11 protein-coding genes are annotated in these 12,236 nt (G+C 70.0%); 4 read left to right on the forward strand and 7 right to left on the reverse strand.

Annotation, left to right across the window (positions count from 1 at the left end):
• Positions 1-43: 43 nt before the first annotated feature.
• The 7 genes from arfA to G5C60_RS06780 all read right to left on the reverse strand — a co-directional run bounded on the left by arfA (position 44) and on the right by G5C60_RS06780 (position 7,695).
• Positions 44-1,570, reverse strand: a complete 1,527-nt coding sequence (arfA, locus tag G5C60_RS06750; RefSeq protein ID WP_165255637.1) for an arabinosylfuranosidase ArfA — start codon at positions 1,568-1,570, stop codon at positions 44-46.
• Positions 1,571-1,651: 81 nt separating this feature from the next.
• Positions 1,652-2,725, reverse strand: coding sequence for a lactonase family protein (locus G5C60_RS06755; protein ID WP_165255640.1), 1,074 nt, complete (start codon positions 2,723-2,725; stop codon positions 1,652-1,654).
• Between the two features lie 63 nt (positions 2,726-2,788).
• Positions 2,789-3,748, reverse strand: a complete 960-nt coding sequence (locus tag G5C60_RS06760) for a PfkB family carbohydrate kinase (RefSeq protein WP_165255642.1) — start codon at positions 3,746-3,748, stop codon at positions 2,789-2,791.
• On the reverse strand, positions 3,745-4,416 hold the full coding sequence (locus tag G5C60_RS06765) for a bifunctional 4-hydroxy-2-oxoglutarate aldolase/2-dehydro-3-deoxy-phosphogluconate aldolase (RefSeq protein ID WP_165255644.1): 672 nt from the start codon (positions 4,414-4,416) through the stop codon (positions 3,745-3,747). Before G5C60_RS06765 ends, G5C60_RS06760 begins: the two co-directional genes overlap by 4 nt.
• Positions 4,417-4,502: 86 nt before the next feature.
• Positions 4,503-5,324, reverse strand: coding sequence for a carbohydrate ABC transporter permease (locus G5C60_RS06770; protein ID WP_165255646.1), 822 nt, complete (start codon positions 5,322-5,324; stop codon positions 4,503-4,505).
• On the reverse strand, positions 5,324-6,352 hold the full coding sequence (locus G5C60_RS06775) for an ABC transporter permease subunit (RefSeq protein ID WP_165255649.1): 1,029 nt from the start codon (positions 6,350-6,352) through the stop codon (positions 5,324-5,326). Before G5C60_RS06775 ends, G5C60_RS06770 begins: the two co-directional genes overlap by 1 nt.
• On the reverse strand, positions 6,349-7,695 hold the full coding sequence (locus G5C60_RS06780; protein ID WP_165255651.1) for an extracellular solute-binding protein: 1,347 nt from the start codon (positions 7,693-7,695) through the stop codon (positions 6,349-6,351). The genes G5C60_RS06775 and G5C60_RS06780 overlap by 4 nt, the downstream gene beginning before the upstream one ends.
• Positions 7,696-8,203: 508 nt before the next feature.
• Between G5C60_RS06780 and G5C60_RS06785 the strand changes: the two genes are divergently transcribed.
• From G5C60_RS06785 to G5C60_RS06800, 4 genes are all read left to right on the forward strand, one after another.
• Positions 8,204-9,253: a substrate-binding domain-containing protein gene (locus G5C60_RS06785; RefSeq protein ID WP_165255654.1), complete on the forward strand. Its 1,050-nt coding sequence runs from the start codon at positions 8,204-8,206 to the stop codon at positions 9,251-9,253.
• Positions 9,250-10,017: an SDR family NAD(P)-dependent oxidoreductase gene (locus G5C60_RS06790; protein ID WP_165255656.1), complete on the forward strand. Its 768-nt coding sequence runs from the start codon at positions 9,250-9,252 to the stop codon at positions 10,015-10,017. The genes G5C60_RS06785 and G5C60_RS06790 overlap by 4 nt, the downstream gene beginning before the upstream one ends.
• Before the next feature lie 133 nt (positions 10,018-10,150).
• A complete protein-coding gene (gene dgoD / locus G5C60_RS06795) occupies positions 10,151-11,296 on the forward strand; it encodes a galactonate dehydratase (RefSeq protein WP_165255659.1) in 1,146 nt (381 codons plus the stop codon).
• Between the two features lie 49 nt (positions 11,297-11,345).
• On the forward strand, positions 11,346-12,218 hold the full coding sequence (locus tag G5C60_RS06800) for an NAD(P)H-binding protein (protein ID WP_165255662.1): 873 nt from the start codon (positions 11,346-11,348) through the stop codon (positions 12,216-12,218).
• The last annotated feature ends 18 nt before the right edge of the window (positions 12,219-12,236 follow it).

The following is a 12,236-nucleotide window of genomic DNA, read 5'->3' on the forward strand; positions in this document are numbered from 1 at the left end:
AGGTGTGAGGGTGTAGTGGTGCCGCACTGATTCGTCCGAGTGCTCAGTCCTGTCGGTTCGTCAGCCGGATCATGTTCCAGGAGAGCGGTTCGAGTTCGGCGTGGAGGACGCCGCCGTCGGTGACGGTCGTGCCGGTGGCGGGGTGCGTGGTGACCCGGTCGGGCCGGTCCGCGGTGTTGACGGCCTCCGGGTCGCTGTCGGCCAGGACCAGGTGCTCCGCCACGGTGTGGGCGCCGATGCCGCGCAGGTCGATCTCCAGGGGCAGAGCATCTGTCTGGCTGCGGTTGACCGCGAAGACGGTGATGTCGCCGCTCTCGTCGTCCATGACGGCGGTGGCGTGCAGCAGTGGTACGTCACCGAAGCGGGCGGTGGGGTACGTGGGGCTGTCCACGTCGACGCGCAGCACCCGGCCGCGCCCGTACGTCGACGCCTGGGCGAAGGGGAAGAAGGTGGTCTGCCGCCAGGCGGGGCCGCCCGGCTCGGTCATGATCGGCGCGATGACGTTGACGAGTTGGGCCAGGGAGGCGGCGGTCACCCGGTCGGCGTGCCGGAGCAGCGCGATGAGCATCGAGCCGAACACCACGGCGTCGGTGACGGTGTAGACGTCCTCCAGGAGACGCGGGGCCTGCTGCCAGTCGTCCACGGCGTGCGGGTTGGGCCGCTTCTGGTACCAGACGTTCCACTCGTCGAAGGAGAGGTTGATGCGCTTGGTCGCCTTCAGCCGGGCGCGGACGTGGTCGCAGGTGGCGACCACCGACTCGATGAAGTGCTCCATGTCGACGGCGGACGCCAGGAAGGAGTCCCGGTCTCCGTCGATCTCCTCGTAGTAGGCGTGCAGGGAGACGTGGTCGACATTGTCGTAGGCGGCCTCCAGGACCGTGGCTTCCCAGGCGGCGAAGGTGGCGATCCCGGAGCCGGAGCTGCCGCAGGCCACCAGCTCCAGGTCGGGCTCGATCATCTTCATGGCGCGGGCGGTCTCGGCGGCGAGACGCCCGTACTCCTCGGCCGTCTTGTGTCCGATCTGCCAGGGCCCGTCCATCTCGTTGCCCAGGCACCACATCTTGATGCCGTACGGCTCCTTGGCGCCGTGGGCGGCACGGCGGTCGGACAGCTCGGTGCCGCCCGGGTGGTTGCTGTACTCCAGCAGTCGCAGGGCGTCCTCCACCCCGCGGGTGCCGAGGTTGACGGCCATCATGGGTTCCATGCCGGTCTTGGCGCAGAAGTCCATGAACTCCCCGAGGCCGAACTCGTTGGTCTCGGTGGAATTCCAGGCGAGGTCCAGCCGGACCGGGCGCTCCTCGCGCGGTCCCACGGAGTCCTCCCAGCGGTAACCGGAGACGAAGTTGCCGCCCGGGTAGCGCACGGTGGTGACGCCCAGTTCCCGGATCAGCTCCAGAACGTCCCGGCGCAGGCCGTCGGTGTCGGCCTGCGGGTGGCCGGGTTCGTAGATGCCGGTGTAGACGCAGCGGCCCAGGTGCTCGACAAAAGATCCGTACAGCCGGGGGTGGACGGTGCCGATGCCGAACGCCGGGTCGAGGGTGAAGCGTGCGGGGATGGTGGGGCGCGACATGACTGCCCTACTTTCTTGATCGTTGGCTGTTCTCAGGCCGTCCGGCGATGGCGGACGAGGTGTTCAGGGCGAAGTGGGTGTTCAGAGGGCGAGCGCGCAGACCACCGACGGAACGGACATCGCCGGGCCCGCCTGCCGCAGCGCCCCGTCGTCCAGGACACGCAGCGCGACGAGCGTCCCGCTGTGCTGGTTGGCCACCAGCAGATGATCGTGCGCGTAGGTCAGGCCGCGCGGCCAGGTACCGCCGGCTGGTATCTCGTCGATCGGTTCCAGTGCTGTGCCGGTGACCCGGAACGCGGCCACCGTGTCCGCGCCCCGGTTGGTCACCCACACGAAGCGGCCGCAGGGCGAGGCGACGATGCCGCCCGGCTGGTTAGTGACGTTCCGGACCGCCGTGGCGGGCAGTGAGGAGAGACGCGTCAGGGTGCCCGTACCGGCGTCGTACCGGTGGCAGGTGACCGTCGAGGACAGTTCGTCCGCGCTGAACACCAGCTCACCGCCGGGGGCGAAGGTGAGGTGGCGAGGACCGGAGCCGGGGCGCAGCTGGTTCACCGCCGTCCGCTCCAGGGTTCCGGCGCGGGTGTCGAGCCGGTAGGTGAAGACCGCGTCGGCGCCCAGGTCGGTGGCGAGGACGTAACGGCCCGCCGGGTCGACGAGCACCTGGTGGGCGTGGCTGCCCTCCTGCCGTCCGGCGACCGGGCCCGCCCCTTCGTGGACGGCGACGTCGGTCAGCTCCACCGGACGTCCGTCCGCGTCGAGGCGGTGCACGGCCACGCTGCCGGGCGCCGTGTCGCTGCCGTAGTTCGCGGTCAGTAGCCAGCCCCCGTCCGGGTGGACGGTGAGGTGGCACGGGTTGGCGCCGCCGCTGCTCAACGGGCCGCCCAACGGGGACAGTTGACCGCCGCCGTGCCGGACCAGGGCGCTGACGGTGCCCGGATCGGTCTCGTTCGTGCTGTAGACGACGTCGAGCGAGGGATGCGCCGCCAGGAAGGACGCGCCGCTGACGGGCAGCGGCGGCACTCCCGTGTCGTCCGCAAGGTGGCCGGTGGCCGGGGCGAGTCTCAGGGCGGCGATCCCGGCACCGTCCCCGCCGGAGTCGGGTGTGTAGGCGCCGGTGAGGACAGCGACCTCATCGGTGGAGGAAGGCGTGGGCATGGGTGGTCCCTGGAAGTTCCTTGAGCGGGTGGGTACTCGCGCGGATGCGGTGCCGGGAAGGGCTCAGCGCACGATGTCGTCGTAGTGGTCCAGCAGATCCAGTTCGCCCCGCCTGGGCAGGCCTTCCCAGTCGCCGGTGGTGCTGACGGCGAAGGCGCCGAGCAGGGCCGCCGTCCGCAGGCGCTTCTCCGGCCGTTCGCCCGCGAGCAGTTCGGCGAGGTATCCGGCGGCGAACGCGTCTCCCGCGCCCACGGAGTCGTGCAGGGTGACGGGCACGGCGGGCTGCCGGTGTTCCCGGCCGTCGAGGAGGGCGTACGCGCCCTCGGCGCCCAGCTTGATGACGGCTCCGGCGGGGCCGAGTTCGCAGATGCGCTTGGCGAGTTCCTCCGGGCCGTCGGCGTCCGGCACCATGAGACGGGCCTCGTGCGGTCCCGCGAAGACCAGGTCGCTTCTGCGCAGCAGCGGCAGCAGCGTGCACCTGGCCTCCCGCTCGTTCCACAGCAGCGACCGGAAGTTGATGTCCAGTGAGACCGGTACGCCGGCGTCGACGGCGATGTCCACCGCCCGGGTGACGGCACCGGCCGGACCTTCGCCCAGCGCCGGGGTGATCCCGGTGATGTGCAGGACCGCCGCGCCGGCGACGAGGTCCTCGGGGATGTCGTCGGCGGACAGCCGGGCACCCGCCGTGTGGGTGCGGTAGTAGCGCGTACGGCTGTGCGTGGCCGTACGGCGTTCGCGCAGCAACAGTGAGGTGGGGGCCCGGTCGCGTGCGGCGACCGTGGTGACGCCCTCGGCGCGCAGCTCGCGGAGGATGAGGTTCCCGAGTGCGTCGTCGCTGACACGGCCGATCCAGGTGGCGGACCCGCCGAGCCGGCTGACGCCCACGGCGACGTTCGACTCGGCTCCGGCGAGCCCGAGACGCAGGTCGGAGCCCACGGCCAGGGGGCCGGTGTCCGACGCCGCCAGGACCGCGAGGACCTCGCCGACGGTCACCAAGTAGCGTTGCTGGGAAGGGTCGTTCACGGGCCGATCTCCTGATGACTGGATGTGGCCCGGATCGAGTCGAGCAGCGTGCGCGACCTCGCCGTGAGGGCGTCCAGGGTCTCCGGTGCCGGGTTCCGGTCCGCTCCGCGCAGCAGCGGGGAGCCGATGCCGACGGCGAGGGCGCCCGCGTCGAGGTAGTCGCGGGCCTGGTCGAGGCCGACTCCGCCGACGGCGACGAGCGGGATGTCCGGCAGCGGCGCCCGCAGCTGTCGCAGATGGGCGGGGCCGCCGGTGCTCGCGGGGAAGAGCTTGACGGCGGCGGCACCCGCCCGCCAGGCGGTGGACACCTCGGTGGGTGTCCAGGCGCCCGGGTAGAACGGGATGCCCCGGCCGGCGGCGTCGCGGATCACGTCGGTGTCCACGGCCGGGGCCACCAGGAACTCGGCCCCGGCCGCGAGCGCTTCCCGGGCCTGCTCGGTGGTGATCACCGTGCCCGCGCCGACCGCCACATCGGGCCCGAGCTCGTCCCGGATGGCGGCCAGCGCGTCGAGAGCACCCGAGGTGGTGAGGGTGACCTCCAGGCAGGTGATGCCACCGGCCGCGAGGGCCCGGGCCACGGCGGGCAGTCCCGTCGCGTCGGCCGACCGCAGGATGGCCATGACCCGGGTTCGGCCCAGCTGCGGAGTGAGTGGCGGACGCCCGGTCAAGACCTCACCGCCGCGGACGACATGCCGAAACGCTGGGTGGTGGTCATACGAAGTTCCTTTGCGGCGTGGTGCGTCGGTGAACGGCGTCACTTGAGTCCGGAGGTGGAGATCCCGGCGACGAAGCCGCGCTGCAGGATCAGGAAGAGCACCAGCACGGGCACGACGTACATCACGGTGCCTGCCGCGACGAGGTTGCCGAGCTGGGCACCATGCGCGTTGACGTAGCCGGTGGTGAGCTGGACCGCGAGGGTGGTGCGGCTGGTGTCCAGCAGCAGCGCGGGCGCGATCCAGTCGCCCCAGGTCCAGCTGAAGGACAGGATCAGGCTGGTGGCGATGACCGGCCACGACTGGGGCAGGAAGATCCGCCAGAAGATACGGATCTGTCCGCAGCCGTCGACGATCGCCGCCTCCTCCAGTTCCTTGGGCATGTTGCTGAAGAACTGCCGGAACAGGAAGATCAGATACGGTGCGCCGCACAGCCCCCACAGCACCCACGGCATATAGGTGTTCAGCAGGTTGACCTTGGCGAACAGCAGGTAGGTCGGGATGAGGGTGATGACCTGCGGCAGCATCATCGTCGACAGCAGCACACCGAAGATCACCCGCTTTCCCGGCGCTTCGAGCCGGGCGAAACCGTACCCGGCCCAGGCCGAGGCGAGTGTTGCCAGGACCGAGTAGATGACGGCGATCGTCAGGGAGTTGCGGGCGTAGCCGAAGTAGTCCCAAGTGGTCAGCGCCTTCACGAAGTTGCCAGGACTCGGATGATGCGGCCACCAGTGGATGGGGAAGGCACGCAGCTCCGACGGGTCCTTGAAGGCGGTGATCACGAGCCAGGCGAAAGGGCTGAGCATGAGAACGAGGAAGGCGACCAGGAGCATGTAGACGACACTGCGCCGGCGGAGCACCATCACGCGCCTCCGATCGTGCGGGGCTTGGTCTTCGCGCGCTCCGGCTCCACGGAGTAGAAGACCGCGCCCTTGCTGAGTTTGAAGACGAGGAAGGTGACGGCGACGATCATCAGGAAGAGCACCCACAGCAGGGCGGAGGCGTAGCCGTAACGGCCGTCGACGAGGTACTGGTTGAGGACGTGGATCATGATGAAGTAGTTGCTCTCCGGGACCGTTCCGAGGCCCTTCGGTGTGGGATCGAGCGAGATGAGCAGCGGTGCGAAGGTCTGCAGCGCGGCGATGATCCCGGTGACGACCTGGAAGAAGATGACGGGGGAGAGCAGCGGCAGGGTGATCCTGGTGAAGGACTGCCAGGGACTGGCGCCGTCCACCCGGGCCGCCTCGTTCAGCTCCTTGGGGATGTCCTGCAGTCCCGCCAGAGAGATGATCATGACGTTGCCCACGCCCCACAGGGTCAGGACGATCAGCACCCAGCGGGCGTAGGGATCCGCCAGCCATGCGAGCGCGTTGATGCTGAAGAGGTCCAGAAGGCCGTTGGCCGACCCCGAGTCACGATCGAAGATCATCTTGAAGGCGAGGGCGGCGCCGACCGGCGGCACCACGGCGGGCAGGTACAGCAGTGTGCGGAACAGGCCGCGGCCCCGTATCGGCTGGTTCACCAGGACCGCCAGGAACAGCCCGGCCACGATCGTCAGCGGCACGGTCATCGCGGTGAACACCCCGGTGCGGGCCATGGAGTGCAGCGTCTCCGAGTCGGTGAGGATCTCCTTGTAGTTGTCCAGGCCCACGAAGCGGGAGTTCTTCGACAGTCCGTCGGAGTTGGTGAAGCTCAGCCACAGGGCGTAGCCGAGCGGATAGGCCGTCAGGGCCAGAAACCCCAGCATCCAGGGACCGGCGAAGACATAGAAGGACCAGGCCCTGCGCGTGGTCAGTGAGAGGCGCCGGCGCGGCGGCCGGGCGGCCGCCGCGCCGGCCGGGCTCGTGGCACCCGGCCCGGCAGACGTCTCGGTGAGCTGTCCGGTGGTCACCCCACCAGCTCCTTGCCCTTGGCGAGCTGGTCGTTCATCTGCTTGTTCAGCGCGTCCGCGACCTTGCCCGCGGAGGTACCGGACTTGACCGCACCCGGCAGTACCTTGCTGATCACCCCGTCCAGGGCCGCGATCTGGGCGTACGGGGTAAAGGTCAGGGTCTCGAAGTGGGCGAGCTCCTGCTCCTGCACCTTGAAGGCCTGCTTCTGGTACGGCTTGTCCTGCGGCATCTTCGCGCGCAGCGACTTCAGCGCGGGAATGCCCCAGCCGCCGGCGGCCCGGCCCTGGGCGGGCTCTCCGCCGAAGAACCACTCGAAGAACTTCCAGGCCGCGTCCTTGTTCTTGGCGTCCCTGGGCATCCAGAAGCCGGTCGCGCCGAAGCAGGGGCTGACGCGGTTGCTGCCCAGCTGGGGAGCGGGTGCGAAGCGGGAGACATCGGCGACCTTGGGATCGGCGGAGATCGCCCCGCCGAACCAGTAGCCGTCGGTGGCCATCGCCATCCGGCCCGCCTGGTAGGTCGGCCAGTCCCAGCCGTCCGGGTTCGGGTTGACGACGCTCGGGCCGATGTCGGCCTTCGTGTAGTCCAGGTACCACTGCAGCGCCTTGCGCGCCTCGGGGGACGAGAAGTCCACCGAGGCCAGATCCTCGGCGAACAGGCTGCCGCCGGCCGACGCGGTCATGCCCATCAGCTGGGAGAAGTAGCCGAGTCCGCTGGCGTTCAGGCCGTACACCTTCACCTTGCCGAGCCGGCGCTTCGTCAGCTCCTTGCCGAGGTCCAGCCACTCGTCGCAGGACAGCGGCTCACTCTCGCCGGGCAGGTCCAGCTTCGCGGCCTCGAACAGGTCGGAGCGATACCAGAACATCTGGTCCTGCGAGAAGTCCTTGGCCATGCCGTAGCGGGGGCCCGCGCCCTGCTTGCTGCCGTCGTACCGCCAGAGGTCGTTGACCGGGTCGAGGTCGGCGGGCTTGAGCACCGTGCTCTTGGCGAAGTACGGGTCCAGATCGGCCATCAGGCCGCGCGCGGCGAAGTACGGGGTTTCCACAGCGCCGAGCCCGCGCACCAGGTCCGGCGGGGTCTTGCCGGCCAGCATGGCGTTGAGTTTGGTGGCGTCGGTCTTGAGGAACCTGATCTTCACGCCCAGTGCCTTCTGGGCGGCCTTGATGTCGAAGTCCTCCTTCTCGCACATGACCGTGAGCGTCGTGCTGCCGCTCTTCGAACCGCTGCCGCCCGAGCCGTCGTCGACGGAAGCGGCACAGCCGGACAGCGCGGCGGCGCCGAGCGCGGCACCGGAGTAGGTGAGGAAACGACGTCTGTCGAGAGACCCTGTGGTCGGGACTGACATGACTGGACAGCCTTTCGTACGGGACGTATCGGGCATGCGGAGCTGCCGCCGGGGGAAGCGGCAAGAGGAGCGGCAAAGGAACACCGGCGTGGGGACGGACCGGGCGGGAAGCGTCGGGCTCACTCAGCCATGGCGCGAGAGGTCCCGGACCGGGCGCGCACACGGCTGTCGTGCATGTGTGTCGTGTCGTGCATGTGTGTCGGTACCGCCTCGTCCGGCCGCGACGGCGACGGTGGTCGCGTCCGCGGTGACCCTCCCGGGGCGCCTCGTGGCGCACCCCATCCATGGCTGGAATTCGGCGATGACACTGCTGCGTTCACATGGACCGGTTTCTGTGGCTCTGCCCAGAGATGTCGTCTATTTCCTGCTGGGGAAACCGGTTGACTCGAACTTCGGCGAACGTTAAGTTGCAGCGCCAGACGATGTCAAGAGGCTGTTAAGAGAACAGAATGCGCCACCGCCGCACACGCCGAGCGGCCCCTGGCGCCCACCGGAGAGGGGGACCCACGTGCCGGAACAGCCCGTCAGGGCGAGGCTGGTGGACGTGGCGGAGAGGGCCGGAGTCTCCAAGGCCACCGTGTCCAAGCTGCTCAACGGCCGTCAGGACCTGTCCGTGCGGCCGGAGACGCGCCAACGCGTCCTGGAGGCAGCCGAGGCACTCGGCTACCGGCCGCATTCCGGGGCCCGTGCGCTGGCCGGCGCCAGCACGCACGTACTGGCCCTGCTGGTCCCCGCCCTCGGCAACCCCACGTACGTCACCATCGCCCGAGGCGCCTACCAGCGCGCCCGTCAGCTCGGCTATCTCTCCCTGCTGGCCGAGGACTTCGACGGGCAGGAAGCCGACGAGTCGTTCAACGACCTGGTGCAGGAGGGCAGGGTCGACGGGCTGCTCATCGCCTCGGCCCGCCCCGGCCACCCCCTGCTGGACACCCTGAGCCGCAGCCCTGTCCCGCACGTCTTCCTCAACCGCGCCGTGCCGGGATCCGGCCGCAGCGTCACCATGGACGTCGCCCGCTCCAGTGTGACCGCACTCGACCACCTGCACGGCCTCGGACACCGCGCGGTCGGCCACATCGCGGGTCCGCCCGGGATAACGCCCAGCGAGGTCCGCAAGGAGGCGTTCCTGCGCCACGCCGAAGCACTCGGGCTGGATGCGGCTCCGGTCGCCTCCGGGGAGTTCACCGAGGACGGCGGCGGCTTCGCGGCGCGGGAACTGCTGCGCCCCACCGACGGTGGCGAGCGCCCGCCGGTCACCGCCCTCTACACCAGCTCGCTCGCCCAGGCGATCGGTGCCATGGCCGCGATCCGGCAGCTCGGCCTGAGGATTCCGGAGGACGTCTCCGTGGTCGGCAATGACGACCTGCCCGTGGCGGCGCACCTCCATCCCCCGCTGACCACCGTGGCGATGCCCCTGTACGAGCTGGGAACCGCGGCCGTGGACGCCCTGGTGGCCACCATCGAGGGTGCGCCGGTGGGAGACGTCGTCGTACCGACCGAGCCGCGGCTGATGCTGCGCGGCTCCACGACCAGACCGGCAGGACCAGGAGAAACGCCATGACCGTCGCCGCCGCACCGGCGCGTTTCACCGGCCGTACGGCCCTGCTCACCGCGGCCGCCTCCGGCATCGGGGCGGCCACCGCCCGTCGGCTGGCGGCGGAGGGAGCGTCGGTCCTCGTCACCGACGTGGATGCCAAGGGCGCCCATCGCGTCGCCGAGGAGATCCGCACCGCGGGAGGCCGGGCGCGGGACCTGCGCCTCGACGTCACCTCACCGAGTGAGTGGGGCGCGGCCGTCGCCGAGGCCGAGTCCTGGACCGGGCGCCTCGACGTACTCCACCTCAACGCCGGCCAGAACCTGCCCGGAGCCGCACACGAACTGGACGACGCCGGCTGGCACGATCAGCTGCGGCTCTGCCTCGACTCCGTCTTCTACGGTGTCCGGGCCGCCGTGCCCCTGCTCAGGACGGCCGGGGGCGCGGTGGTGATCACCTCCTCCGTACACGCGGTCATCGGCTTCAAGGGCTTCCCCGCGTACGCGGCGGCCAAGGGCGGGATCGACGCCCTCGTACGCCAGCTCGCCGTCGAGTACGCCGGGCAGATCAGGTTCAACGCCGTCCTGCCCGGAGCCGTGGCCACCGCCCTGTGGGCCGAGGTGCCCATGGAGTACAAGGCGCAGACCATGGCACGCACCCCCGTCGGCCGGCTCGGCACCCCCGAGGACATCGCCGCCGCCGTCGCCTTCCTCGCCTCCGAGGACGCCTCCTTCGTCACCGGCCAGAACCTGCTCGTGGACGGTGGCCGCAGCATCAGCTCCCAGGAGTAGACCGCCCTCGCCCGTTCCAGACCTGACCCCTGCCCGCTCCAGACAGGCATGACCGGCCTCCGCATCCCGGTGGGCCGCGCCTGCGGGCGTCCTGCACAGCAACCCCTTCCTCACAGGACCGGAGATCCACCGCATGAAGATCACTGGATACGAGCTTTTCCTCGTCGAACCGCGCTGGCTCTTCCTGCGCGTCGACACCGACGAGGGCATCTCCGGCTGGGGAGAGCCCATCGTCGAGGGCAAGGCCCACACGGTCGCCAAGTGCGTCGAGGAGATGTTCGACTATCTCCTGGGGCAGGACCCGGCCCGTATCGAGGAGCACTGGCAGGTGCTGGCCAAGAGCGGTTTCTACCGTGGAGGCGTCGTACTCAACAGCGCCTTGGCCGGCATCGACCAGGCCCTGTGGGACATCGCGGGCAAGACCCACGGTGTGCCGGTGTATCAGCTGCTCGGCGGCCACGTCCGCGACCGGGTACGCGTCTACGGCTGGGTCGGAGGGGAGACCCTCGAGGAACTGGGTGAGTCGGCAGCCGCGCAGGTCGCCAAGGGTATGACGGCGGTCAAGCTCAACCCCTGCGGCCAGTTGGAGCCACTCGCCACGCCCGCCGCGATCAACGCCATCGTGGACGGGGTGAGTGCGGTCCGCGAAGCCATCGGCCCGGAGCGCGATCTGGCACTCGACTTCCACGGCCGGTTCAGCGGGGCGATGTCCCGCCGCGTACTGCCCCTGCTCGAGCCCCTGCTGCCGATGTTCGTCGAGGAGCCGGTGCTGCCGGAGTTCTCCCAGGACCTCGGCGCCGTGGTGCGCTCCACCTCCATCCCCATAGCCACCGGCGAACGGCTCTACTCCCGCTGGGACTTCCGCTCGGTGCTCTCCGACGGCATCGCCGTGGCCCAGCCCGACATCAGCCACGCCGGAGGCATCTCCGAGAGCCGCCGGATCGCCGCGATGGCCGAGGCCTACGACGTCGTGGTGGCCCCGCACTGCCCGCTCGGCCCGATCGCCCTCGCGGCCAGCCTCCAACTCGACTTCGCGATCCCCAACTTCCTCATCCAGGAACAGGCGCTGGGCATCGGCTACGGCGACAGCAGCGGGCTGCTGGACTACCTCGCCGACACCACGCCCTTCACGTTCCGCGACGGCTACATCGACCGCCCCACCGCGCCCGGACTCGGCATCACCATCGACGAGGACGCGGTCCGCGCCGCCGCCGAACGCGGCCACCGCTGGCGCAACCCGGTCTGGCGCAACACGGACGGCTCACTGGCCTCCTGGTAGACGACGCCTTCCCCGGGCCCCGGGCAGCGGCTCGGGAATCGGGGCGCCGGTGACGCGTAGCAGTGGGTCCATCATCGTCACCGGCGCCACCGGACACGTCGGCCGTCTTGTCATCGAGGAGCTGCTGGAGAAGGTTCCGGTCGATCGGGTCACGGCCGTCGTGCGGAACAGGGAGAAGGCCGCCGACCTCGCGGCGCGCGGCGTGCGGATCGCGGTCGCCGACTACAACGCTCCCGAGACCTTCGACGGTCTGTTCTCCGCCGGCGACAAGGTGCTGCTGATCTCCAGCAGCGAGACGGACAAGGACCGTGTCGCCCAGCACAAGGTCGTCGTGGACGCCGCCAAGGCGGCCGATGTGGCGCTCCTCGCCTTCACCAGCACCGCCGCCACCCTCAAGGCTTCCCTCGCCGACGACCTCCGCGCCACCGAGCAGGTCATCCAGGACTCCGGCGTTCCTTATGTGGTGCTGGGCAATTATTGGTACCACGAGAACGAGACACAGCAGCTCGCCCAGATCCTGGCGCACGGTGCCGTGCTGCGGGCCGCGGGAGAGGGCCGGATCGCCTCCGCCAGTCGCGCCGACTACGCCGCCGCCGAGGTACTGACCGGTGAGGGGCACGAGAACAAGACGTACGAGCTGGGCGGCGACGAGGCGTGGAGCCTTGCCGAGTTCGCGGCCGAGATCGGCAGGCAGACCGGCAGGGAGATCGCCTACACGCCTGTCTCCGTCGACACTCTCAGCGGCGTCCTCGCCGACGCGGGCGTGCCCGGCCCCTTCGTCGCCACCCTCGTCGGCGTGGACGCGTCCATCGAGAAGGGCGAGTTGGCCGTCCTCACCGGCGATCTCTCACGCCTCATCGGCCGTCCGACCACACCGATCGCCGATTCCATCGCGGCGGCGCTCAAGGCACTCGACAGCTGAGGTTCCCGCTGTCCCAGG

It is taken from the genome of Streptomyces scabichelini (assembly GCF_011045015.1).
GTDB lineage: Bacteria > Actinomycetota > Actinomycetes > Streptomycetales > Streptomycetaceae > Streptomyces > Streptomyces scabichelini.